This is a genomic window from Candidatus Nealsonbacteria bacterium, from assembly GCA_019923625.1.
Taxonomy (GTDB): Bacteria; Patescibacteriota; Minisyncoccia; order Minisyncoccales; family RBG-13-42-11; genus JAHXGN01.
This window is the reverse complement of record JAHXGN010000007.1, coordinates 1-25317: the sequence shown is the minus strand read 5'-3', so window position 1 is coordinate 25317 and position 25317 is coordinate 1. Positions and strand designations below refer to the sequence as shown.

Here is a 25317-nt window from a genome sequence, read left to right as displayed (position 1 = left end):
ATTAAAGGATGATTAAAGGATGGTTAAGGGATGGATTTAAGAAGTTTTAGAAGTTCCTGTTCGTTGAGCATCTTTAGGCCGAGTTTTTTTGCTTCTTGGAATTTTGAGCCGGGGTCTTTACCGACAACAAGGAAATCGGTTTTTTTTGAGATGGATTCCGAAATCTCGCCACCCAAAAGACGGATTTTTTCTTTTGCCTCTTCTCTGGTCATTTTTTCTAAACCACCAGTTAAAACAAAGGTCTTCCCTTGAATCGCCGAGGTCAGACCTCGGCGCTCTCCAGATTGAATCGCGGAGGTCAGACCTCCGCGCTCTCGCGGAGGTCTGACCTCTATACCAGATTTTTTTAATTTTTCTAAAAACTCTAAATTTCTTTTTTCCTGGAACCAATCAAAAATTGATTTAGCCACCACCGGGCCGACATCCGTTATTTTTTGGAGTTCTTCTAAAGATGCTTTTTTTAATTTTTGGATTGAACCGAATGTTTCAGCCAAATGTTGGGCGGTTTCCTCTCCAACATTTCTAATTCCGAGAGCATAGATAAATTTTGGCAGAGGAATTTTTTTCCAGGACTGAATTGCCTTAACTAAATTTTCAGCCGATTTTTGTCCAAATCCCGGCAAAACCGCAATATCCCCTTCCTTTAGTTCAAAAATATCCGAAGCGTCGGAAATCAGCCCTTGGTCCAAAAAACGGTCAATAATCTTTAGCCCGAGCCCCTCAATATTAAAAGCGGGTTTGGAAACAAAATGCCTTATCGTTCTTGCGTTTCTGGCCCGACATTTCGGATTTGAACAGCGAAAAAAAACGTTTTCTTTAATGATTTTTGAACCGTCAATCGGACAGACCTCGGGTATTTTAAAATTCTTTTCTTTACCCGTCCTCAATTCTTTTAAGACCCTTGTTATCCGGGGAATAACATCGCCAGCCCGGCTAACAATTATTGTATCGCCTATTTTTAATCCCAATTTTTTAATCTGGTCAAAATTATGCAAGGTTGCCTTGGTAATTTTCACCCCCCCGATTTCAACGGGTTTTAAAACCGCCACCGGAGTTAAAACGCCTGTTCTGCCAACCTGAATTTTAATATTTTCAACAATTGTTGTTGCTTCTTTGGCTGAAAATTTATAGGCAACAGCCGCCCGCGGCGCCTTGCCAACCACTCCTAATTTTTCAAAAATTTTAATCTTGTTGACGATAACAATAATTCCATCAATTTCGTAAGGAAATTTTTCTCTCAATTTCTGAGTAATTTTGTGAAACTCAAAAACCTCTCTCAAATTCCGGCAATATTTTGAATAAATATTGTTGGTTTTGAAACCCAAGGCCTTTAAAATTTTATGCTTTTCCTGATGTGTCCTTGCCCCCCACCAAATTTTGGTGGGGGGGGTGATTAATTCATAACAGGTTGAATCCAAATGCCTCTGGCTAGTAATTTTTGGGTCCAATTGTCTGACCGAACCGGCCACTAAATTTCTGGGATTGGCAAAAGGAGCTAAGCTCCTTTTTATTTGTTCTTTGTTGATTTTTTCAAATTCCTTTTTGGTAATAATAACCTCTCCCCTCACCACAAGTCGCTGAAGCTGTCGCTTCATCTCCGCCCCTTCGCTGTGACGCTCGGGTAGTCGATGAAGTTTGCCTCCTTCGGAGTTTGCCTTCATCTCCACCCCTTCGCTTCGCTCGGGTATTTGAGGGACAGTCCCTGTCCTGTCCCTGTCCTGTCCCTCTTTTCCCAAATCTCTTGCCACCTCCTCTACCGCTCTTAATCTCAAGGGAATGGCCTCAACGGTCTTTAAATTCTGGGTGATATCTTCGCCAACCAAACCGTCGCCACGAGTTGAACCGACAACAAAAATTCCATCACGATAAATCAATTCAATAGCCAGACCATCAAGTTTTGGCTCACAATAGAAATCAATTTGTTTTGCTTCTTCTGGGGTCAAAAGTTTTAAAATTCTCTCTAACCAATCTTCTATATCTTTTTCCGAAAAGGCATCATTGAAAGATAGCATTGGCTGGGGATGCCTAACTTTTTCAAATTTTGGCAGACGTTTTCCGCCAACCCTCTGGGTTGGAGAGTCAGGAGTAATTAATTCTGGATATTTTTGTTCTAAATCAAAAAGTTCCTTTTTCAAGGAATCAAGAACCGAGTCAGAAATTTCCTGTTTATCAAGAACATGGTATTGATACCGATGATGATTGATGACTTTTTTCAGTTTTTCTATTCTCTGTTTTGCCTCTTGTTTGTTCATGTGAAAACAGGGTTCCCCTTGTTAAATTCGCTCAAGCCACCACTTAACAGGGTAAACCCTGTTAAATTCGCTGGCGCGACTATTTAACAGGGTAAAAATAGCAGTGATAAAAAAATATCTTGATAAGATATTTTCGCAATTTTCAATTATCTTGGGATAGTTATTTCAATTGCTCTTTTTATTCCCCGGAAAAGACCAACCGATTCCCAAATTATTGTTGTTGGAGTTTCCCTACGCCTCGCGCTATAACTTAGTTCTCCAATTGTTCCGGAAACCGCGCCCGTTCCTCCCTGTTTTCGGAAGTTGTAAAGAGAACGTTCTATTCCGGTATCGGCTCCATAAAAAGCAATTACCGAATGTCCCATCCCTCTCATTAATCCTAATCCGCCTATTAAAATAGGAGTTATTCCCAAAGCAATGCCAAGAAGGGTGGCCAGAATTATTAAACCAAGATAAAGAGTAATTCCTTTCTGCTTATTAAAATTATTAAGACGGGAACTGTTCATATTTTTTTTACAATACGACCGCTTCTGTTTCTTCTTCCTTTCTTTTTTTCAAAAAATCCTTTAAAAATTCATAAATTACGGCTGCTAAAGGAATTATTAAAATAGCGCCTAAAATTCCCCAAAGCTGTCCGCCGATTATTAAAGAAATTAAGACCAAAGCTGGCGGCAATCCAATGAATTTTTTAGTTAAAATTGGGGTTAAAATACTTCCTTCTATTTGCTGAATTAAAACAAAAGCAATTAAAACAAAAAATGCCTTTAGCCAAGAATCTAAAACAGTCAGAATTACAATTACAATTCCGGCCAAAATTGGCCCAATAATGGGCACAATATTGGTTATTCCGGCAAAAAAAGACAGGGAAAAAGCATAATTAATATCAAATATCCAGAAGGTTAAAAAACAAGCCAAGCCGACAAAAAGACACCCTAAAACACGGCTTCCGAACCAGATAGCAACTTTTTGCTGACTTTTATGCCAGATATTTAATACTCTTGCTTCTATTTTTTGAGGAGTAAAAAGAATTATCGCTTTTTTTATTCCCTTTTCTTCCAAAGAAAGGAAAAAAGCAATAACGAAAACCGTAAGAGTGGTAAAAATCCCCCCAAAAATGGCTGCCAAAGCAAACAAAACCCCTTTTGAAATCTGAACTAATCTTTCTTGAAACACTTTTAGTAAACCTTCAAAATCTTCAAAAGCAATAATGCCTAAATTTCTCAAGAGGGGAGTTAATTCTTCAAGATATTGAGGAAAATCCCGGGTAATTTTTTGAATTTCCAAGACAAGGGCCGGGCTAATTAAATAAATAGAAAAACCCAAGATGCCAAAAACGCTGAAATAAATCAGGCCGGTGGCTAAAACCCGTGGAATTTTTCTTTTTTGTAAAAAATCAATGGCTGGCTCAAATAAAATAGAAAGAATTAAAGCAAAAAGAAACCAAATTAAAATATCCTTTATCAAATAAAGGAAATAAATAAAAATAACCGCTAAGGCAATTTTCCAAACTGTTCCCCAAGAAATATCTAACAATTTTTTATTATTTTCCATAATTTAAAATTTTAAAACCTCAAATACTGTTGAAATATCCTCTTGTCTTTAAAAGGTCCGATAAGGGCGAGATTAAGTTTTTCCGGCTTAAAAATATCTCCGGCTGTTTTTAGAATATCATTTTCAGTAATTTTATCAATTTTTTTATAAATTTGGTCGGGGGTTAATATTTCTTTTTTCAAAAGCTCTTGGAAGCCGTAAAACGAGGCTTGGGCATCAGAGGTTTCCAAGATTAAAGCCATTTTTCCTTTTGTATAATCTTTAGCTTTTTTAAGCTCATTTTCTTCAACTCCTTTTTGAGAAATTTTTTTGTATTCTTTTAAAATAGTTGAGATTGCTTTTTCAACATTTTTGTTATCAATTCCGGCCTGGGTAACCAGGTAACCAGTATCGGTATCGGTCTCAACGTTGGTTGAAATATAATAGGCAATTCCCAATTCTCCCCGAATAATTAAAGATAGCCGGGAACTGAACATTCCTCCCAAAATTACCCCTAAAAGTTCCAGGGCATATTTTTGGGGATGAAATAGGTTGTATCCCCTGACTCCCAGACAAAGATGGGTTTGATCGGTTTCTCTGGTATGTAAAATTAAATTTGGTTTTGTTTGTTTTTCAAAAACTTTTAATTTTTCCTTTGGTTTTTTTAGCCCGATTTCTGAGAAATGTTTTTTTACTTTTTCAATTACCGAGCGAGGTGCGAGATGAGACGAGGTCTCAGCGAGCGCCGAGGATTTTTCAAATTTCCCGGCCAGACAAACCAGGGTATTTTGAGCAACATATTGCGATTGTAAATAGTTAATTAAATCCTGACGAGATATTTTAGTCACGCTTTCTTTTGTCCCGGCCACTGGCCAGCCGGCTGGCTGATTTCCGTAGAGTAATTTCGGCCACAAAATTTGGACATAACTCATCGGAATATCGTAATACATATTAATTTCCTCAATAATTACTCTTTTTTCTTTCTCAATTTCTTTTTCTGGTAAAACGGAGTTCAAAAAAATATCCGAAACCCAATCTAGGGCCAAATCAAAATGAGAAGCCTCAACTTTGGCAAAATAACCAGTGTATTCCTCCGAGGTAAAGGCATTATAAATTCCGCCAATCTTGTCTAAGGTTTCAGAAACCGCCTGAAGATTTGGCCTCTTTTTTGTTCCTTTAAAAAACATATGCTCAATAAAATGGGAGATGCCGTTTATTTCTTTTAACTCGTATTTTGAACCCGCGCCAACAAGCGCAAAAATCGTTATTGATTGACTGTGTTTTTGGGGAACAGTAATAATCCTTAAACCATTTTTGAGGGTAATTTTTTTGAACATTGAAATTATCTTAACAAATTTTTTCTTTTTTCATAATCTTCTTTGCCCTTCTTTAAAAATATATCAACAATCTCAATTCGTTTCTTTTTTGGGAATAAAGAAAATAAAATTCGCCAACGTCCTACTCTAAGACGATGGCCGCATTTGGTACCTCCAATCCCTTTAATATCCAATCCGCTAAATTTACCTAACTTCAAATCATTTAAAGCTGAATTTATCTTTAATTGATAGTCTCTTTGGATTTGGGTCAAAATTTTGAGGGCCTTTTCTCTAAAATTTAATCTAAACATTTAAGGAAGAGCTAACTTCTTTTTCACTTCTTCAAAAGAAATCAATCGCTGATTTTCGGGATCAGAAATTGCTTTGGTATATCTAATAAGCTCTTCCCATTCTTCGAAGGCTTGTTCAATCTTTTTCCATTCCCTGAGTGGTAAAATCACTACTGGTTCTTTGCCAATTTTTATTGAATTTTTCTCAATAATTTTTGCCATACAAATTTATTATATTGTTCTTTAAAATAGCGTCAAATACAATTCGCCGAAAAATCTTTGTATATAGGAATTTTGAAATTTTAATTTTCCAGTTTTTCTTTTAGAACTTTAACTAAATCTTTAATTTTTACTCTTTCTTGTTTCATTGTGTCGCGCTCTCTAACAGTCAAGTCATCTTGTTTTAAACTCTCAAAATCAATAGTAAGAGCAAGGAAGCAGCCCACCTCATCCATTCTCCGGTATCTACGACCAATTGAACCCAACTCATCATACTGACACATAAAATAAGGTTTTAATAATTGATAAACTTCTTTGGCTTTTTTAACTAATTCGGGTTTGTTTCTGACTAAAGGCAAAACAGCAATTTTGATTGGCGCTAATCTTTTATCCAACTTTAAAACCACCTCTTCTTCTTTAACGGCTTTGGTTGTTTTAGTCCGGCCGCCTTTTATCTCATAGAAAGCCGCAATTAAAAAAGTTAAAAAACTTCTGTCAGCTCCGGCTGATGTTTCAATAATGTAAGGAAAATATTTTTCTTTGGTTTCTTCATCAAAATATTTAAGATCTTGGCCGGAATGTTTTGAATGATTGGATAAATCCCAATCTCCCCGATTATGAATTCCCTCTATTTCCTGCCAGCCCGCTTCGCCTCCGAAGCGAGGCGAGCCAAAGGGAAACTTATACTCTATATCTATTTGTCTTTTGGCATAATGAGACCTTTCTTTTTCTGGAACTTCAACCGCTCTTAAATTTTCTTTTTTTATCCCCAGACCCAAGTACCATTTTATTCTCTGCGTTTTCCAGTAGTCAAAGAATTTATCGGCTTCTTGGGGGCGGCAAAACCACTGCATTTCCATTTGTTCAAATTCTCGAGTTCTATAAATAAAATTGCCCGGCGTAATTTCATTTCTAAAGGCCTTGCCGATCTGAGCTATGCCAAAAGGAATTTTCAGCCGCATTGAATTTAAAACATTTAAAAAATTTAAGTATATCCCCTGGCAGGTTTCTGCTCTTAAGTAAGTGACGGCTACCTCATCTTCTACTGGCCCAACAAAAGTTTTCATCATCAAATTGAATTTTCGAGGAGGAGTTAGTTCTCCGCCGCAATCAGGACACTTATTCTCTTTCAAAAAGTCCTTTCTAAAACGGTGATGGCATTTTTTACACTCAACCAATTCATCAGCAAAACCGGCGGTTAAATGACCGGAGGCCTGCCAAACCTGAGGCGACATCAAAATTGCCGCGTCCAAACCAACTATATTTTCCTGCTTTTTTGTCATCTCATCCCACCAGGCCTGTTTTATATTATTTTTCATTTCCACCCCCAAAGGCCCAAAATCATAACCAGAGCCAAAACCGCCATAAATCTCTGAAGAAGGAAAAATAAAACCTCGTCGTCTACATAAAGATATAATTTTTGACATCAAATCTTTTTCCATATTTTTATTGAGCATTAAAATAAGCTGAAAACTCACTGAACAATTCCTTTTTCTTCTGCAAAATCCGGGTCGGAAATTGTGGCTGTTGTAATATTTTTACTTTCTGCCTCTAAAATAGCGGTTGTCCACTCATCCTGACCGGTCATTATAACTTTGCTAATAATTTCCGGTGTCTGCCCTTTTTGATTAACTTCTGGGGTAAATTTAATTTGAAAAGCAATCCAGGGAGCTATTAATTCTCCGACCCCCTGACCGGCTATTAAATTTTCTACCTTCCAAACAATTTCCCGGGAATGAGAATCAAAGGCAAACTTTGTTGCTTGTTCTTCGGGAAAAATTTTGCCGGTTAATTGGCTATTGGGAGGTAATTTTGCTTTTAGCCTGATGTTTTTAACATTATTATAATAATTTTTTATCCGCCAAATAACAGTATAGCTGGTGGTTTGTCCTATCCGGGGTGGAAGCGGACCGGAATTTCCGAAAACTTCATCATCAAAATAACCCTCTTGAGAAACAACTATTTTAGAATTGACTTTGGTTACAAATTCTTCTTCAATCCGATTTAAATTAACTTTGGTCTTAATGGTTAAATTTTGAACCGCTGGGGTCAAAATTTCTCCTTCTTCTTTTAATTTAATCCAAAAATCAATTTCTCCTTCTTCATCCGGAAGCAAAAGTCTCATTTTGGGAATCCTTCGCCAGTCAAAAATAATAGAATTTTCCTCGGCTAAAAATTTTCCTTGAAAATCTTTTAAGGTTTGAAAATCAAATAAATCCCCTTCCAATCTTATTATTAAAAATAAATTATTCAAACTTTCCCGACCAAGATTCCTAAAGAAAACTCTGTAATGAAGCCATTCGCCAAGAGAAGCAACATAAAAAGGATTATTATTAATGGTTTGGCTTATATGTATAGACGGACGGGCAATTACTATTCCTTTATGGGTTTCTTTTAGTAAAACAAATTCTCCCCTCTGCCAAATTCCAATTTTTGCCCGGAAAATTTTTATTTCGCCTATTTGGCCGGTTAATCTACCCGAAATTTCAATTCTGCCGCCCTGGGCTTTGTTTAAAAGAGCAATTGGCCACTCTTCCTCTTCCAGCGCTTGGGGAACGGCTTGAATAAACTCAAAACCCGAAGGATAGTCGGTTTTAATTCTTAAATTGGAAAGAGGATAATCAACATTGGAAAAATAATTGAGCCGGATTTTTATCTCTCTTTCCGGTTCAATTTCTAATGGTAAATCAAACTCAAAGGTTAAGGGCACTTTTCTGATAATGGTCGTATGGCTGGTGGTTGATTGATAATGGGCTCTGAGATTTTTGGGTTGAAATCTCAAACTGGCTCTGGCAATTTTCTTTTCCCCTTCTTGACCCAAAAGTCGGGCCTGAAAACTAAAACTTCTTTCTTCGCCGGGATAAATCGGTCCCCCCAATTGTTGGCTATCCTTGACAATTCTTAAAAAATCCCCATCAATTGGCAGAGAATGGCTTGGATATTCAAATATCAGCCGAGGTTCATCTAATCGGATATTGCCATTATTTTTAAATTTAACAATATATTCTACTTCTTCTAAAAGATTAACTTGAGCGGGTCCGATAATTTCTAATTTTAAAACATCTTTGGAAAAAATATTTTTTTGCCAATAATAAAAACTTAAAATTCCCATCAATCCTCCGATTATTAAAACAATAACAAAAAGGGTGGTTCTTTTCATGCTTTTTTAGTTTAGCAAATTATTTAACTTCTTTCAAAATTTCCGAAAAATAACAATCGGAAATGACTTTGAGCGAATTCAGGTTTTCCTTTTCAATTTTAAGTTTTTTTAAGATTGGCCAATCTTTTTTAAGCAGCAATCTTATTATTTTAACCGTCTCGGCATCAATTTTCTTTGGAATTTTATGAAGGAAACCGGAACATTGATGGCAAATTAACCCGCCTTCTTTGGGATTGAAAAAAAGATTTTGGGGGCCAACCTTTTTTTGACAAAGAGAGCAAAAATAAAGTTCCAATTGATAACCAGAAAGAGTTAAAAAATTCCAAAGAAAATAATGATGGAGAATTTCCAATAAGGGGTTTTCGACGCTCAACGAATTTTCAATTCGTTTCACCTTTGAGTTCAACGAATTTAATTTTTCAAAAGTTTCAATCAATAAATGCCAAATCTTTTCATCCGCTTCTTGACCTTTGATTAAATCATCCAAATTTTCAATGATTTTATGGGCGATTTTTAATCTTTTCAAATCTTTTCTCAAATTTTCAAACTTCTCAATTAAAACGGCATCAATCAGGGTTTTATGGGTTTTTCCCTGAATAAATTCAATTTCCGACAAATAAAAAAGCTCTGCCCCGGGCCTTAGTTTGGACTTAATTTTTCTGATGGCTTTCCCTAAAACCTCCAGCTTCCCATAATCTTTGGTATAAAAAGTCAGAAACTGGTCTACCTCCCCCCGATCAACTTTTTTAATACAAAATCCCTGTGTTCGGTAATGAACCGCCATTATTAAAATTTTTTAATTGCTAACCAAAGTTCTTGCTGATTGACCTTTGTTTCTCTTTCAACAAGAAAAACTTTTTTTAGCTTTTTATCCAAATGAAAGTCTTTGGCTCTTGTTTCTTTTAAAATAAAGGGTTTGTTTTTTGTTAAAAGATTGTTTAATTCCTGTCTTCCAAAATATTGAACCGAAATTTTATCTTTTGGTTTTAAGCCGGCTTTTTTTCTCATTTCTTGAATCTGACGGATGACCTCCCGAACCGCACCCTCTTCTTTTAATTCCGGAGTAATTTTAGCATCTAATTTAAAAGTTTTGCCAAAAACAATTTCTTTAACATTAACCTCTTCTTTAATTAAATCTAATAATTCTTTTTCCCTCCGCAATTCATAATTGGTAATTCGTAATTCATTTAACGGCTGGCGAACTTTAATTTTTTCTTTAGCCCTTTCAGCCAAAGCCAATGTTGTTATTTCCCTTACCTTTTTCATTTTTTCTGCCAATTTTTTATTAATTAGTTCTTTTTTTGCTTTTGGATAGTCGGCTAAATGAACGGATTCTTTCTCCCCCCCTAATTGTTGATAAAGTTCTTCAGAAATAAAGGGCATAAATGGCGCCAACAATTCTATTGTTTTTAAAAGGACGTAATGCAAGGTCTGGGAGAACTCTTCTTTTATTTTTTCATCCCCTTCTTTTTGGAATTTTACTCTTGAACGTCGGATATACCAATTGGAAAAATCGTCAATAAAATCGTTAAATAATCTTATTGCTTTTGACAATTCATATTGGTCCAGCCATTTAACTATTTCGTCATTCAATTGATTGACTCGGGAAACTATCCATTCATTCAAAACATTGGTTATTGGAAAATTCTTTTTCGGCTGGAATTTTTTTTCTTTATAGGTATTAAAAAAAAGATAACTGTTCCAAAGGGTAGAAAGAAATTTTCGCCAAATCTCTTCTACTTTTTCTGAAGAAAAACGATAGTCCTCGCCAATTGGGGTGGAGGCCAAAAGAAAATATCTTAAAGAATCGGCTCCGTAAGAATTGAAAATTTCATTTGGCTCCGGATAATTGCCCAATTTCTTGCTTAATTTTCTTCCCTGATGGTCTAAAATTAAACCATTAACAATTACGTTTTTGAAGGCCGGCTGATTCTTTCCCAAACCTATATTTTTAATGGTCAAAGCAGTGGCTATAACATGAAGGGTATAAAACCAACCCCTGGTCTGGTCCAATCCTTCGGCAATAAAATCAGCCGGAAATGTTTTTTCAACCAATTTTTTATTTTCAAAAGGATAATGCCTTTGGCCGTAAGGCATGGAACCCGATTCAAACCAACAATCAAAAACCTCAGAGACCCTTTGAAGTTTTCCTTGACAAAATTGGCATTTAAAAAAAACCTCATCAATATAGGGACGATGAAAATCCAGTTCCATTTTTTCATTATAGGGCAGGTTTCTAAATTTAATCTTTTGGCTTTCAGCCGTTTGAATTGTTTTTATTTTATTCTCTTTTCTTAATTTAATGATTTTTTCGATTGGCCAGCCCTTTAAAACTCCGGTCAAAATCGTTAGGGGGAATTCATGAGAAACAATTAAAATGTTTTTATTTTGATATTTTTCGTTTGTTTCTTTTAAAAAATTAAAAATTCTTTTTCCAACCTCCGTCAAACTTTCACCTTTCGGCAATCTGGCAAAAGTAAAATTTTTTTGTTTTTTCAAATATTGGTAAACCAATTCCGGTTTTTTTCCGTTAAAAATCCCGACATTGTATTCTCTTAATCTTTTGTCATAAATAACTTTTATTCCTGTTTCTTTAGCCAAAATTTCGGCCGTTTGTTTGGTTCTCAATAAATCAGAGGAAAAAATGAAATCAATTTTTCCTGCCTGTTGGTAAGCAAGGTTGTTTTTTATTTTTTTGGCCGCCGCCCTTGTTTCTTTTTTTCCCTTTTCGGTTAAAGGACAATAAATTTTCTCGGGCCAACACATGGCTAAATTTTTTATTTGCCTTATGGAATGGCCGTGACGAAAAAGATAAAAATTATTTTTGGAAAAATTCTGGGATAATAAATTTTTCAAAGAGCCGATTACTTTTAAGTTTTGGCAATTTGGGCATTGCCAGATTGGCAGGGGCGCTCCCCAAAAACGGGTTCGCGAAAATGCCCAATCCTTAGCTTCCTCCAACCACTTGCCAAACCTTCCTTGTTTAAGGTGTTTCGGCAGCCAATGAATTTTTTTGTTATTTTTAATTAATTGTTTTTTTATTTTTTGTACCCTAATATACCAACTATCTAAAGCATAATAGAACAAGGGAGTGTCGCAACGCCAACAAAAAGGATAGCTGTGTAAAATTTCTTCTTTTTTGTATAAAAGATTGAGTTTTTCTAAATTATTAATGATTTTCGGTTCAACCGCTTTGACAAATTGACCGGCCCACTCTTTAACTTCATTTTTAAACAAACCCGATTCGTCAACCGTATGATAAAAAGGCAAATGATGTTTTTTTGCCAATTGAAAATCATCTTGGCCATACATTGGAGCAATATGAACAATGCCGCTTCCTTCTTTAATTGAAACGAATTTGGCTGGTAAAACCCGGAAGGCATTTTCAATATTCTCAATTTTTAAATTGGATAAAGAATTAAATAAGGGCTCATATTTCAAACCAACCAATTCTTTGCCCTTAAATTTTTTAATAATTTTATATTGACCGCTGAGAATTGAAATTCTTTCTTTGGTTAAAACATAAGTTTCTTCCTTTTGTTTTACCAAAAGATAGTCGGCCTTGGGTTCAATGGCTAAGGCGAGATTTCCCGGCAATGTCCAGGCAGTGGTTGTCCAGACCAAAAAATAGCTGTTTTTAAATTTTAACTCCTTAATTTTGAATTTTAAGTAAAGCGAGTTATCCTTGACTTCTTTATAGCCCTGATTGACCTCAAAATTGGAAAGGGGTGTGCCGCATCTTGGACAAAAAGGAGAAACCCGGTAATCTTTATAAACTAATCCGGCCTGCCAGAGTTTTTTCAAAACCCACCAAACGGATTCAATATAATTGTTATCTAAGGTGGTATAAGCATTTCTATAATCTGCCCAACGACCAACCCTTTTTAAGGTTCTTTCAAAATCTTCAACGCATCGAAAAACTGAGTTCCGACAGGCCTGATTAAATTTCCCAATGCCAAAATTCTCAATTTCTTTTTTATTTTTAATCCCCAATTCTTTTTCAATTAAGTTTTCAACCGGCAGTCCATGACAATCCCAGCCCAGCCGGCGCGGAGTTTGATATCCCTTCATTGTAAAATAACGCAAAACCGTATCCTTTATTGTCGTCGCCAAAATATGACCGTAATGGGGTTTTCCAGTAGCAAAAGGAGGCCCATCATAAAAACTGAAAAACGGCCCTCCTTTTCTTTGAGAAATTGATTTCTCAAAAATCCTGTTTTTTTCCCAGAACTTTAGAATTTTTTCCTCTAATTTTGGAAAATTTATTAACATAATCCTAATCTGCGAATTTATCCGAATGCTCCGAATAATTTATTCGCGGCATTCGGATGCTACATCTTCTCGGGCGCGGAAATGCCCATTAAATCCAAGGTCTTTTTTAAGACAGTTTGGCTAACTAAAACCAAAGCCAGGCGAGCTTCTAACAGGGGTCTGACCTCTGTCAAAACCTTACAGTCGCGATAGAACCGATGAAAGGCCGCAGCCAAATCAATAGCATACTGGGGCAGCCGCTGGACTTGATAATCTTTGGCAATATCTTCAACAATTTCCGGGAACCGAATCAGTTGTTTAATAAACTCTAATTCGCTTGGATGATTCAATAATTTTAAATTTTCGGATTTCGGATACCGAGCCTGCCCAGGGGCGGGCGAGGTGCGAGATGAGAACGGAGTTCTCAGCGAGCTTCGGATTTCGGATTTTCCGCATTTGCGCAATATCGAGCAAATGCGGGCATAAGCATACTGAATATAATAAACCGGGTTCTTTTCTGACTGCTCTTTGGCTAAACCCATATCAAATTCCATCTGAGTATCTAATGACTTTGTTAAATAGAAAAATTTAGCCACATCTAAACCAACCTCATTTATCAAACCTTCCAGGGGAATAATCTTTCCTTTTCTTTTAGAAATCTTTAAACCCTTTACTCTGACAATCTGGGTGATTAAAATATCTAATTCTCCTTTAAAGCCAAGTGTTTTTATTGCTGACTTCATTTTCCTGACATGACCCTGATGGTCAGCTCCCCAGATATTGATAATTTTTTTGAAACCGCGTTCAATTTTATTTTTATGATAGGCGATGTCGCAAAGGAAATAAGTTGGTTCTCCGGTTTCTCTAATTACTACCCAATCTTGCGAATCTCCAAACCGAGAAGTTTTAATCCACCAGGCGCCTTCTTTTGAATAGGCCAAATCTCTCTTTTTTAGCCATTTGAAAATCTTTTTAATCTTATTTTCCCGATGGAGCTTTGATTCTTTGAGCCAGTTGTCAAACTTTATTTTTAATTTTTTTTCAACAAACTCTTTAATATCTTTTTGAATTTCCCGAGCCAATAAATACCCGGCTTCAGCATAAATTTCTTCTTTATTTTTGAATTTTTGAATTAGATTTCTGATTTTTGCCTTTTGACTTTTGATTTTAAGACGGAGATAATCGTTTAAATAGGTCGTTCCTTCGCCGACCGCTGTTTGGCCCAAAAGTTTTATTTGGGTGTTGGTCTTGGCATCATTAATATAATATTCTTTGCTAACTCTAAATCCTGATTTTTCTAAAACATTTGCTAAAACATCTCCCCAGAAAGCACCTCTCCCGTTTCCGGTATGTAATTGGCCCGTCGGATTTGCTGAAATAAATTCAACCTGAACTTTTTTATTTTTGCCGATTTTTAAACGGCCGAATTTTTCATCCTGTTTTAAAATTTCTCCAACCTGTCTTTGTAAATATTCTTTTGAAAGAAAAAAATTGATGAAACCCGGCTTTGCCACCTCAATTTTTTCAAAAAGTTTTTCGCTTTTCGCTTTAAACTTTTCGCTCATTATTTCTGCAATTTCTTGAGGATTTTTCTTCAGCACTATGGCAATGTTAGTGGCATAGTCGCCGCAAGACATTTGAACAGGTCTTTCTATTTTAACCTCAATTTTTCTTTTATAAAGGTGCTTGACAGCTTTTTCAATTAATTTTTTAATTTCTTCTCTGGCCATTAATTTTAAATTATCATATTTTTTGTTAAAATAAAATGAGCCCGGTAGTAATTTATCAAATTTTCTTGTATCATAATAGCAATAGCAGGTGGGGAAAATTTATAGAAAACAGGCGAGAAAACTCATTCCCTTTAAGGGATGAGATGAGAGCCTGTAACTAAATACCGTAGGAACTACGGGAATCAACGTCTGTGGAGTTGAGGGGTTGCTCTCGACTATGAAGCAGGAAGCTTTTATCCCTTCAGGGGTAGAGTAGTTCACACTCTAATTCTACTGCATATCAAATATTTCCAAAAAGTATTGATGAACTGATAAACTAAAAAATATGGAAAAAGGACCAGAAATCAGAATAGTCGGCAGAGCTTCTGCCGAGAAAAAAAAACAGGTAAAAAAAGAGGTTGAACAGGGTTTTTTTAGCCAGGGTTTTTTTAGCCAGGCTTTTTTTCGCCACTTTGAATCTCTTCCACCAGAAGAAAGAAAGCGTCTTGAAAAGTTTGAATATCCAAAATCTGAAAAGGAAATTGCTCTGATATCCTTTGCTAACAAAGAAACATCTCAACTAATGCAAGAAGCAGGGATAGAACCCTACAACATGCCGGTAAGAAACTTTCATATTGTTCCGCCGGAGTTGTACAAAAAGGTTATGGGCAACAGCGAAACCTTAGCAACAAGTTTTGTTACAAGACAAGGCATAATTTTTGACGCGCAACATTTTCGAGATAATCCGGTAATTTTCGGCGCTGCCCTTCTTCACGAATTATTGCACCTCAAGGCTCATCTCTCAATGGAGGTTCAGGAAAAGGGTGACAAAGTAAAAAAAACACTATATCGTCATGGCCTAACGGTTGGAACACCACAAGAACATAAATACCATAAATACCATCAACACTTCACCGGTCTGCACGAAGGAATTGTTGACGAAGCCGGAAAAAGGCTTTTCGGAAAACTTCTTGATTGTCCGGAGCTGGCAAAAGAAAAAGAGTGGTTAATCTCTGATGAAGCAAAAGAAATGAAGAAAAAATTAGCCGAGGAAAAAGAAATTCCGGAAGACGACATCATTTGGGTCGGTAAAAAAGGAGAGGACGATTTGAAAGTTTTTCCGTATCCTAAACAAAGAAATGTTCTCAATTATATCTGCGCCGAGATACAAAAACATTTTCCCGATCAATACCAAAGGCCGGATGATGTTTACAAAATATTTTTGAATGCGCACTTTACAGGAAGACTTTTACCGGTCGGCCGTCTTGTTGAAAAAACTTTTGGCCAAGGAAGCTTCCGTCTTCTCGGAAACATGGACGTTGACAAACAAAGTGGCGTCTGGCATTTGGAATCTTTGAAAAAATCGCGCGCCAGACAAATGAGAAAAACAACCGGGTCCTAATTGGCCAAAAATTTTTGCAATTTTATTTGACCGGGGCAATGAAGATAATCAATATTAGTTGAATTTCTACTGCCGGGTATGAAAGTTCTTGCTGAAAACAAAAAAGCATATTTTAACTATCAGGTTCTGGAGAAATTTGAGGCTGGAATTTCCTTGATTGGACAGGAGGTAAAATCCTTAAAAACAAGGGGGGTGAGTTTAGCCGGAAACTATGTCACAATTAAGGATGGTCAGGTTTTTTGGGTTGGCGCCCATATTCCGGCTTATCAGCCGAAAAACGCGCTAATTGATTATGCTCCTGAAAGAGGACGGAAACTTCTTTTGAAAAAATCGGAAATTAGTTATTTGATTGGAAAGGTAAGGCAAAGGGGCTTGACTTTGGTACCCCTGAAAATATATACTAAAAACGGGAAAATAAAATTAGAGTTCGGAGTCGGAAAAGGAAGAAAAAAAATTGATAAAAGGGATTTAATAAAAAAACGTGAAACAGAAAGAGAAATAAAAAAAGAATTAAAAACGCGGGGATGAAAAAGAATCGATGGGGAGTTAGCCTAAAAGCGCAAACCGAGCATTGTAGTCAACTCGTTAAATAGCCTACTAAAAAATAAGTGCCAACTTATTCAAACAACCTGCCTTAGCTTACGCTTAAGGGCAGCATCTGACCTGATGATTCTCGCTAAGCAGTCTCAGGTGTCATATTCAGCGAGATAGATAGTTTTTTAGAATCCGAAAAAAACTGTTGAAAAATAATCGGATAAAAAGTAGAGAAATTTTTGTCCAATTTTAATTCTCTATTTTTTAAGAAATTGGACTAAGTTTGAAGAACTGTTTAGGTCAAACTCTTCAAATGCGGGGGCAGTGCCCGCCATCTCCACCTTTCTTTATATTTTGTTTCGTAATTTGCTGAAAAAACCATTAATTAATAATCAAATCAGGGCCAAAGAAGTTCGTCTGGTTGATGAAGCTGGAAAACAGCTGGGAATTATTCCTTTAATGGAGGCCTTTCGGCTCGCCCAAGAACGTAATTTGGATTTAATTCAAATTACGGAAAAATTAACCCCTCCGGTCTGTAAAATAACGGATTATGGTAAATATCTTTATTATTTAGAAAAAAAAGAAAGGGGGTTAAAAAAACATAAAAGGGGAGAGATAAAGAGAATAAGATTAACTTTTAATATTTCAAAGCACGATTTAGAAACAAGGGCTTATCAAGCAGAAAAATTTTTAAAAAGGGGAGATAAGGTAAAAATAGAATTAGTTTTAAGGGGTCGGCAAAAATTTCTTCAGGATTTTGCCAAAGAAAAAATAAATCAATTTTTAGAAACTTTAAAAAAACTTATACCGATTAAGGTAGAAAGAGAACTAAAGCAAGAAATAGGAAGATTAACAATGGTTGTTTTTAAAAACTAATATCGGTCTCCTGGTAATAGCAAAAGAGTGAAAAAAATTTATCTTGTTTGGACGACGACATTATGAAAACTCGAAAATCAATATTAAAACGTTTTAAAATCACCAAAACCGGTAAAATTCTTCGCCGGCCAACCGGCCTTAGCCATTATCGGGCAAAAAAATCGGGGAAAAAAATAAGGAAAGGCCGGAAGTGGGTTCTCTTATCAAAGCCAGAAACAAAAATAATTAGAAGGCTGTTGCCTTCTTCCTAATGCGAATCTACAAATAATATGCGAATGCCGCGAATAAATTATTCGTAGCATTCGGATTTAATTCGTGTCATTCGGATTATATTTTTATGGTTAGAGTAAAACGAGGGAAAATTGCTCAAAAAAGAAGGAGGCATTTACTAAAACATGCTAAGGGTTTTCGTTGGGGAAGAAAATCAAAATATAGGCTGGCAAAACAAGCCCTAATGAAATCTTGGTCTTATGCTTATAGAGATAGAAGGGTAAAAAAGAGGCAAGTCAGAACGCTTTGGCAAATCCAAATTAATGCCGCTTGCCGTCAGTTTGGCTTACCTTACAGTAAATTCATCGCCGGCCTCAAAAAAAACAAAATTGAACTTGACCGTAAAATCTTAGCCAATTTAGTTCAAAAATATCCTCAGATTTTTGAGAAGATTGTAGAAAAAGCTAAGGAATAATCCTTTTATTTTTTATTTTAAGACCTTCTTTTTTCAAGTAAGATTTTTTTCTTTTTAGTTCCATTTCTGAAGCCAGCTATTTTGCCATCCTCCCTTATCACCCAATAGCAAGGAATGCTCTTGCCCGCCTAAATTTTCTTCGAAAATTTAGGCGGGTGAAGGTTTTTGTTTTTATTTAAGGTATTCCCCACCGCTCGCCAGGACTTTGGATGGTCGGTTAATTCTGCCGCTTCTTTATACGTTAAAATTTCTCCCACGTTAAAATTTCTCCCAAAGGAACATTTTTAACAACCTCCAAAACCTTTTTTCTAAACTCCTCTAAACTCCTCTAAACTCCTCTAAACTCCTCTAAACTCCCCTAAACTCCTCTAAACTCCCCTAAACTCCTCTAAACTCCTCTAAACTCCTCTAAATTTTTATTCATTTTATTTTAATGTACTCGAAATGATTGCCATGGCATTTATTTCGAGTTTTTATGTTCTGAAAATTTTTCTTAAAAAACCATCTTTGCCAATATTCTCGGCAATAATTAAACGAAGCTCTCTATCACTCAAACCAAAAAATTCCTTTAAAAGCTCTGTTTCATCTCGGCAATCAAAAGGAATAATCCAAACACTCTTTTGAAGGGGGAAAAATCCTAATTCTTTTAATTTTCCCCGGAAAGCTTCTCGATAAACTTTTTTAATCTGGGCAATATCAAAGATCACTAATCTATATTTTCCATCCCATTTCTTTGGTCTTTTTATTTTTAAATCATTTATCTGAAGCCAACCGGCCTTTCTTTTTCCTTTTTCGGTAAGGGCAATATAAATTTGATGTTTTTTCTTTTTTACCTCAATGCAGCCCTCTTTTCTTAGTCGATAAAAAGCATTGTAAACTTTCTTTTTTTGAAATAATTTTCCTTTCTTGAACGCCTTTATCAAGTTTAAAGTAAAATAAGGAGAGCTTGCCGCGATATAAACCATTCCGGCTGCCGCTAGCCATTTCAGAATATCTTTTATAATTTCTGACCTCGGTTTTTTAAAATAATATTTGTATTTAATCATAAGGCTTAACAAAATTATAATATTATAATACTCAAAATAAAAGCCATGGCTTTTATTTTGAGTATAAAATTAATCAAATATATTTATTTATATTTATTTAAGTTTTTTAATGGAAAGGTGTTTTGTAATGCTCAATTAAAAAGGTGTCGGCTTTTTTGAGAACCTCTTTGGCGTTTTTGAAAGTTAATTTTTCCAATGCTTTTTCATACGGCAGCCATTTATAACCGAGATGCTCAAAAGAAACTTTTACTTCTTTGGTTTTCGTTTCAACTAAATAAAAGGTGACAAATTTTAAAATATTTTTCCTTTTTAATTTAAAAAAATATTTTATCCATTCCTTAAAACCTTCAATAAATTTTAAATCTTTTAATCCGGTTTCTTCTTCTGCTTCCCTTTTTGCTGTTTCAATTTCTTTTTCTCCTTTTTCAATGTGTCCTTTTGGCAAATCCCAATAATCCTTTGCTGATTTAGTCGCTGAAGCTGGCGCTTCATCTCCGCCCCTTCGCTTCGCTCGGGTAGTCGCTGAAGCTGGCGCTTCATCTCCGCCCCTTCGCTTCGCTCGGGTAGTCGCTGAAGGATAATGAAGCAATAAATATTTTATCTCGTTTCCTTCCCGCCGAAATATTATGGCGCCAGCTGATTTCTCTATGGGCATTTTTGAATTTTTAATTCTAAATTTTTAATTTTTAAACAATATTCTAATTTTTAATGTTTAAAACATTCGGTCATTAAAAATTGTTTAAAAATTTGAATTTAAAAATTAAAGTTTTTTAAAGAATTCCATTAACTTATCAATTGGTTGAACGTTAATTATGTCTTCTTTTTCTGCCCAGCCGCGCCGGGCCTGGCTAATGCCAAATTCTATAAATCTTAATTGGTCTTTCTGGTGGCTATCAGTGTTAATTACCATCTTTACCCCGGCCTCTTTTGCCCGACGAATGTTCTGGTCATTCAAATCCAATCTTTTGGGCTCAGAATTTATTTCCAAAACCACATTATATTCCCTGGCCGCTCTTAGAATTTTGTCAAAATCAATTTGATACTCATCTCTCCTTTTCAATATTCTGCCTGTCGGATGAGAAAGAATATCAACGTTAGGGTTTTTCATTGCCCGAATTATTCTTTCTGTCATTGCGCTTTTTTCCATTTTGAAACTGGAATGAACGCCAGCAATGACATAGTCCAATTTCGCCAAGGCCTCATCTTTAATATCAATTGAACCGTCATTTAAAATATTCGCCTCGCAACCCTGAAGAATTGAGAATCTAGAATTTAGAATCTGGAATCTAGAATTGAGTTTATCAATTTCTTTTCTTTGTAAATCTAACATTTTTTCATCTAATCCGCGTTCTATTCTTAAAAACTTTGTGTGGTCGGCAATACCAATATATTCATAACCCATCTCTTGCGCTGCCCTGACCATTTCTTTAATTGTGCTGGCGCCGCCGCTCCAATTGGAATGGCAATGCAAATCACCTTTAATGTCTTGATAGCCAATAATTTTCGGTAAATTCCTTTTTTGGGCAGCTTCTATCTCTCCCTGATTTTCTCGCAATTCCGGTTCAATCCAGGAAAGGCCAAGGGCTTTATAAATTCCCTTTTCCTGCCAGCCGGCAACCATTTTTTTCCCTTTAAAAAGACCGTATTCTGAAAGCTTCAGACCTTTTTCTATGGCAATTCTTCTGGTAATAATATTGTGTTCTTTTGAGCCCGTAAAATATTGAAGAGCTGAACCGTAACTTTTCTTTTTAACGACTCTCAAATCCAGGTCAAAACCTTTTTCCATTCTAACGGATGATTTGGTCGGACCTTTCATCCAAACCTTAGTTATTCCGGGCAAAGAAACAAAAAAGCCCATTACTTTCTCTGGACTCTTTGTCGTGACCAAAATATCAACATCGCCAACGGTCTCTTTCATTCTCCTAACAGAACCGGCTACACTAATCTGTTCAACTTCTTTTAATTTTTTTAATTTTTTAAAAATTTCTTTCACTTGGGGTAAAATTTCGCCCAAAAGAAACCTCCCCTTGCTTTTTTTTAAAAAGGCAATTCCTTCTAAAATATTTTTTTCGGTTTTCTCGCCAAAGCCGAAAAGAGAAGCAATTTTATGAGCCCTGGCTGCCCTGGACAAATCTTTCAAATTTCTAACTCCCAATTCTTGATAAAGTTTCTTGGCTTTCTTTGGTCCCATTCCCTCAACAGAAGTTATTTCTTCCAAATTAAGAGGCAGCTTCTTTTTAAATTCTTGATAATATTTAATTTTGCCTGTTCTTAGATATTCTTCAATTTTTTCAGCAATGCTTTTGCCTACCCCGGGAATTTCTTCCAAGGCCTTAATTCCTCCTTTTTTATAAATATCTTTAACATTTTCTTCCAAGGTCTCTAAAACAACGGCTGCCTTTTGGTAAGCATAGGGCTTGAAAGCCACCTCTTCCATTTCCAGATAATCTGCTATTTCATAAAATATCCGGGCAATTTCTTGATTTTTCATCCTCTTGGAATCGGGGGTTCAATGGTTTTAATTTCTTGAATTGGAAAAATTTTTTTCTCTTTAGCTAACAGTTCTTTAGAAATTAAAAGAGGCAAAAGAGCGCTAAAAAAAAGAAATGTTCCTACTATGATAAAAAGTAAATCAAAACCAAAACGATAAACAATTATTCCCCCTAAACTTCCGGCTATTCCGGCCCCAACTCCAACAAAAGCCGACCTCGTGCCCCAGCCATACCCATGCCAATTCCATAAACTGCCTGTAAAACATAGATATGCCAAGTTAAAAATGAAAAAAGATATCCGAAAGTAGCCAAAGCGGCTAAGATGTTTCCGATAACAATAAACCCGAGATCGTATTTTTCTCCGTGTTTTTTATCTAAATATCTTCCAATGGGAATTAAAACTAAAGAAAGAACAATCCAGTAAATAGAAGCTGCAAAACCAGCCACCCTAACATCGCCTCCATGGATATTGTTGGCAATAAAGATGGCAAAGATTGGTGAAACGAAACCCAATCCGGTTAATAAAATAGCATCGGATAAAATTAAAATTTTTACAACCTTATTGATTGACTTAAACATGGAGTTAAAAAACAAGTTTATTTTTAAACAAAGCGTCAATTAAAATTTAAACTCTACTTTGATCTTTAATAAACTTTTTTATTGAGCGGTCATAGGTTTTTTCTGCTTCTTGAGAGAAAAAACAGGCCGGCAGTTGATTTTTAGCTAAATGATATTTTAAACAATGACAACAAACCCCTTTTCGTGGACAATTAGGGTAGGGACAAAGACAATTTTTCAAATTAAAATCTCTTTTACAATTCATATTTTTTATTTATTTTTTCTTTTTCCAAGAAATTTTTTCTCTAAGGCTTTCATAACTTTAATCAAAACCGGGTCGTCAAAATATTCTCTTGCCCACCACCACCAAGGCATAAGAGGAGGTTTTTTATGTTTCTTCCAATACTCTAAAGCCTGTAATAGGTTTTCAATTTTATCTGCCTGATTGGCAAATCTCCCTTCTTTAGTTAATCCTTTTTTATAATCAAGCCAAAGATTTTTGATTTCTTTTTTTAGTTTTAGTGGTAATTTAGCAGTAATCTTTACCATGGCCCGCCATTCTTTTTTATATTTTTTTTCAGCTATTCTTTTCTTCTCAGCTGGAGAAAATCTCGGCCAAGTCCTCATTAGTTTTGCTAACTTTTTTTTATCTTTAGGAAGAATCGAGTCGTAAGGGGTCACATCTCCAGTATAAACTTCGCACAAATCATGAATTAAAAGCATTTTCATAATTTTCTCCCTATTTAGGCCTTTCTTTTCGCCCAAAATCCAGGCCATTATAGTTGTGCGAAAAATATGTTCAGCAATGGTTTCTGGGTTTTTTATCTGGTTTATAACCCAACCTCCTCTTGGCATTCTTTTTAACTTCCCTATTTCAATAAAAAAATTAAGAAGATTTTCCATATTTTCTCCCTATTTAAAAAACCAGAAAATGGTTTTTCTGGTTTTATTATAGCAAAAATTTGAAAAATAAATCAATGTTTTTAAGAAAGTGAATATTCTATTTTCTTTATTTTATAAATTGTTTTTATGGTTGAAGAAATAACAACCTTGTCTCCCACCCGATGACCAATCAGGGCTTTTCCCACCGGAGATTCATTGGAAATTTTACCAAGGACTGGATTAGCTTCCAACGTTCCCACAATCATAAATTCATCTTCTTGGTTATTAACTTCAACAACAACTGTTGCCCCAAGATTAATAATATCTTGTTTGTTTTTGGCAGGGAAGGTAATTAATTCGGTGTTTTTTAAAATATGCTCTAAATCAGTCATTCTTACTTCTAAAAAATTTAAATCTTCATGGAAACTGAGATATTCCGTATTTACGTCTTCGGAATGTAAAATCTGGGGTATTTCTCCCTTTATTTTGGCTGATTTTATGAGGTTGAGAGATTTATATTCTTTTTTTAATTTCTCAAACCCTTGTTTTGTTAGATAGAACTTTTTTTCTTTTAACATTTTTTTAGCCCGTGGTAAGATTTCAAGAAGCAAATTTTTTTATCTTCTGACGGGGAGTCAAAATTTGACTGCGAGGCACAAAACCCCCTTAGTAGGGGGTTAGAAGAAAATCATTTTTATTTATATTTATTCAACTAATCCCCACAACAAGTCATTTTTTAAAAGTTAAAAAAATGAGGGTGTTGACTCCTTTTAAAATTGACCAAATTTTGTGGGAATTATTTCTTTTCATTTTTTAAGCTGACATTTATATTAATAATAGGTTTGTTTCTTTTTTTTAATCATAAGCCGTAAAAAATTCTTGTCAAGGGCTCTGGGTAAAATGTAAAGAGGATTTAGAAATGTCAGGTTTTTAAGGAAATAGAAATGTCAGGTTTTTGAATAATGAAAGGCGTTCTCCAGGGATGGTCTGCGGGCGGTTTCCAGCGCTTCCTTTCTTTCTTCTGGCTAGCGGCAATAATCCAAGATTGTTTTTGTTGCTTCTCTGGTCTGGCTGGTAAGAGCTGGTAATTGAGATACTTGTTCCGGAGACGAATCTGGAGAGAGCCATCTATTCTTTCTTCCAGCAAGACTCTTTCTTTGGGACGAATAGTGGCTGGCTGTTCTTTGCTAAGTTGGTACCATTGTTTGTTAAACTTAATGGTGAAATCATTCTGGACGGTTCTTTGAGACTGACGGGAAAGGATGACTGGCAACTGTTTCTTCTCTGTCTGGGTGAGCTTGCGATGGAGATTGGTTTTCTCCTTGGGTTGAACTGAGTATTTATCATTGAACCAGAGCAGGAATTCTTCTTTGAGGAACTGATTGGCAGTGGGGATGTCAGAAATATTCCTCAGTCTCATCTCTTTAATCAGTCTGTCTTGAAGGGTCTTAAAAAGATTCTCTATCCTGCCTTTGGCCTGGGGGCTGTGAGCGACAATCGGTTCAATAGCTAACTCTCTCATTGCTCTCTGGAACTGGGTAAGCATTTCTTCATCATCTAAAGCTGGTTTTAAGTTGTTGTAGTAGGTTCTTAGCTTATCTAAGTAAATTGATCTTGGCTTGCCGTGGGTTAAGAGATATTCCTGCCAGAAGCCAAATACTGGCAGGGTGCCTTCGTCTGAGACAAATTTGGCTTCAGTAATTGTTCCTTTGGCGTCATCAATGCTGGCCAAAAGACAGCAGTAAGGACCTCTGTCCTCAAACCAGTGCTCGTAAGAGCCATCAAACTGCTCCATCTCGCCGTAGTGGTCTTTGCGAGGCCTGCAGCTTCGGTAGTCCGGCTTCCTGTGTTTCCTGGACGTCCATAGTCCCTCTGCTGTCATTATCTGCCTGATGGTCTTGGGATCTTTCTTGATGCCGTGGACTAAATCGAGTTTTTCTGAGGCGTGGGTTGGTTTGAAATCGGGGTAATGCCAGCGCAGTAGATTGATTATCTGGTGCCGTTCTTTATCTGGCATTCTCCGGTTGCTGGGTTTTCCCCGGCTGCTGTGGATGAGCCCCCTGGTTCCCTTCTTCTTTACCCTGTCTTTAAGTCGATAAATCTGACGCTCACAAA

The 25317-nt window shown here is 35.9% G+C and carries 26 protein-coding genes and 1 other RNA gene; 6 read left to right on the top strand and 21 right to left on the bottom strand.

Annotated features, from left to right (window positions below):
* Positions 1 to 23: 23 nt before the first annotated feature.
* The 11 genes from ligA to KY055_01440 all read right to left on the bottom strand — a co-directional run bounded on the left by ligA (position 24) and on the right by KY055_01440 (position 14748).
* A complete protein-coding gene (ligA, locus tag KY055_01490) occupies positions 24 to 2252 on the bottom strand; it encodes an NAD-dependent DNA ligase LigA (protein ID MBZ1345300.1) in 2229 nt (742 codons plus the stop codon).
* 146 nt (positions 2253 to 2398) lie between these two features.
* Positions 2399 to 2758, bottom strand: a complete 360-nt coding sequence (locus KY055_01485) for a hypothetical protein (GenBank protein MBZ1345299.1) — start codon at positions 2756 to 2758, stop codon at positions 2399 to 2401.
* A gap of 7 nt (positions 2759 to 2765) precedes the next feature.
* Positions 2766 to 3803: an AI-2E family transporter gene (locus KY055_01480; GenBank protein MBZ1345298.1), complete on the bottom strand. Its 1038-nt coding sequence runs from the start codon at positions 3801 to 3803 to the stop codon at positions 2766 to 2768.
* 11 nt (positions 3804 to 3814) lie between these two features.
* Positions 3815 to 5119: an insulinase family protein gene (locus KY055_01475; GenBank protein ID MBZ1345297.1), complete on the bottom strand. Its 1305-nt coding sequence runs from the start codon at positions 5117 to 5119 to the stop codon at positions 3815 to 3817.
* Between the two features lie 5 nt (positions 5120 to 5124).
* Positions 5125 to 5370 (bottom strand): hypothetical protein, encoded by a 246-nt coding sequence (locus KY055_01470; protein ID MBZ1345296.1) that lies wholly within the window; start codon positions 5368 to 5370, stop codon positions 5125 to 5127.
* Between the two features lie 39 nt (positions 5371 to 5409).
* On the bottom strand, positions 5410 to 5610 hold the full coding sequence (locus tag KY055_01465) for a hypothetical protein (protein MBZ1345295.1): 201 nt from the start codon (positions 5608 to 5610) through the stop codon (positions 5410 to 5412).
* A gap of 80 nt (positions 5611 to 5690) precedes the next feature.
* Positions 5691 to 7064, bottom strand: coding sequence for a glycine--tRNA ligase (locus KY055_01460; protein ID MBZ1345294.1), 1374 nt, complete (start codon positions 7062 to 7064; stop codon positions 5691 to 5693).
* A gap of 17 nt (positions 7065 to 7081) precedes the next feature.
* Positions 7082 to 8767: a hypothetical protein gene (locus KY055_01455; GenBank protein MBZ1345293.1), complete on the bottom strand. Its 1686-nt coding sequence runs from the start codon at positions 8765 to 8767 to the stop codon at positions 7082 to 7084.
* Positions 8768 to 8786: 19 nt separating this feature from the next.
* Entirely contained in the window at positions 8787 to 9551 is a 765-nt protein-coding gene (gene recO, locus KY055_01450; GenBank protein MBZ1345292.1) for a DNA repair protein RecO, read from the bottom strand.
* Positions 9552 to 9553: 2 nt separating this feature from the next.
* Positions 9554 to 13039 carry a class I tRNA ligase family protein gene (locus tag KY055_01445; GenBank protein ID MBZ1345291.1) on the bottom strand — a complete coding sequence of 1162 codons (3486 nt, stop codon included), beginning with the start codon at positions 13037 to 13039 and terminating at the stop codon, positions 9554 to 9556.
* A 59-nt stretch (positions 13040 to 13098) separates the two neighbouring features.
* Positions 13099 to 14748, bottom strand: a complete 1650-nt coding sequence (locus KY055_01440) for an arginine--tRNA ligase (GenBank protein MBZ1345290.1) — start codon at positions 14746 to 14748, stop codon at positions 13099 to 13101.
* A 325-nt stretch (positions 14749 to 15073) separates the two neighbouring features.
* Between KY055_01440 and KY055_01435 the strand changes: the two genes are divergently transcribed.
* The 6 genes from KY055_01435 (at position 15074) to rplT (ending at position 18224) form a co-directional block, all read left to right on the top strand.
* Positions 15074 to 16129 carry a hypothetical protein gene (locus KY055_01435; GenBank protein ID MBZ1345289.1) on the top strand — a complete coding sequence of 352 codons (1056 nt, stop codon included), beginning with the start codon at positions 15074 to 15076 and terminating at the stop codon, positions 16127 to 16129.
* Between the two features lie 78 nt (positions 16130 to 16207).
* Positions 16208 to 16657, top strand: a complete 450-nt coding sequence (smpB, locus tag KY055_01430) for an SsrA-binding protein SmpB (protein ID MBZ1345288.1) — start codon at positions 16208 to 16210, stop codon at positions 16655 to 16657.
* Positions 16650 to 17006: a transfer-messenger RNA gene (gene ssrA, locus KY055_01425) on the top strand. The genes smpB and ssrA overlap by 8 nt, the downstream gene beginning before the upstream one ends.
* An 11-nt stretch (positions 17007 to 17017) precedes the next feature.
* On the top strand, positions 17018 to 17539 hold the full coding sequence (gene infC, locus KY055_01420; GenBank protein ID MBZ1345287.1) for a translation initiation factor IF-3: 522 nt from the start codon (positions 17018 to 17020) through the stop codon (positions 17537 to 17539).
* Between the two features lie 62 nt (positions 17540 to 17601).
* The gene (rpmI, locus tag KY055_01415) at positions 17602 to 17790 is read left to right on the top strand and encodes a 50S ribosomal protein L35 (protein ID MBZ1345286.1); all 189 of its coding nucleotides are present in this window, start codon (positions 17602 to 17604) and stop codon (positions 17788 to 17790) included.
* A gap of 86 nt (positions 17791 to 17876) precedes the next feature.
* Positions 17877 to 18224, top strand: a complete 348-nt coding sequence (gene rplT, locus KY055_01410) for a 50S ribosomal protein L20 (protein MBZ1345285.1) — start codon at positions 17877 to 17879, stop codon at positions 18222 to 18224.
* A 17-nt stretch (positions 18225 to 18241) separates the two neighbouring features.
* On the opposite strand, the gene KY055_01405 is transcribed toward rplT, so the two are convergent.
* The 10 genes from KY055_01405 to KY055_01360 all read right to left on the bottom strand — a co-directional run.
* Positions 18242 to 18340, bottom strand: coding sequence for an MGMT family protein (locus KY055_01405; protein MBZ1345284.1), 99 nt, complete (start codon positions 18338 to 18340; stop codon positions 18242 to 18244).
* A 12-nt stretch (positions 18341 to 18352) separates the two neighbouring features.
* Positions 18353 to 18481, bottom strand: coding sequence for an MGMT family protein (locus tag KY055_01400; GenBank protein ID MBZ1345283.1), 129 nt, complete (start codon positions 18479 to 18481; stop codon positions 18353 to 18355).
* Positions 18482 to 18697: 216 nt separating this feature from the next.
* Positions 18698 to 19270, bottom strand: coding sequence for a hypothetical protein (locus KY055_01395; GenBank protein MBZ1345282.1), 573 nt, complete (start codon positions 19268 to 19270; stop codon positions 18698 to 18700).
* A 106-nt stretch (positions 19271 to 19376) separates the two neighbouring features.
* On the bottom strand, positions 19377 to 19925 hold the full coding sequence (locus tag KY055_01390; GenBank protein ID MBZ1345281.1) for an NUDIX domain-containing protein: 549 nt from the start codon (positions 19923 to 19925) through the stop codon (positions 19377 to 19379).
* Between the two features lie 105 nt (positions 19926 to 20030).
* A complete protein-coding gene (gene polX, locus KY055_01385; GenBank protein ID MBZ1345280.1) occupies positions 20031 to 21761 on the bottom strand; it encodes a DNA polymerase/3'-5' exonuclease PolX in 1731 nt (576 codons plus the stop codon).
* A 184-nt stretch (positions 21762 to 21945) separates the two neighbouring features.
* The gene (locus tag KY055_01380) at positions 21946 to 22341 is read right to left on the bottom strand and encodes a hypothetical protein (GenBank protein MBZ1345279.1); all 396 of its coding nucleotides are present in this window, start codon (positions 22339 to 22341) and stop codon (positions 21946 to 21948) included.
* A 46-nt stretch (positions 22342 to 22387) separates the two neighbouring features.
* A complete protein-coding gene (locus tag KY055_01375; protein MBZ1345278.1) occupies positions 22388 to 22585 on the bottom strand; it encodes a hypothetical protein in 198 nt (65 codons plus the stop codon).
* A 5-nt stretch (positions 22586 to 22590) separates the two neighbouring features.
* Positions 22591 to 23223: an HD domain-containing protein gene (locus tag KY055_01370; protein MBZ1345277.1), complete on the bottom strand. Its 633-nt coding sequence runs from the start codon at positions 23221 to 23223 to the stop codon at positions 22591 to 22593.
* 80 nt (positions 23224 to 23303) lie between these two features.
* Entirely contained in the window at positions 23304 to 23813 is a 510-nt protein-coding gene (locus tag KY055_01365; protein MBZ1345276.1) for a GreA/GreB family elongation factor, read from the bottom strand.
* A 311-nt stretch (positions 23814 to 24124) separates the two neighbouring features.
* The coding region (locus tag KY055_01360) for an ISNCY family transposase (GenBank protein MBZ1345275.1) at positions 24125 to 25317 on the bottom strand (1193 nt) is incomplete at its 5' end.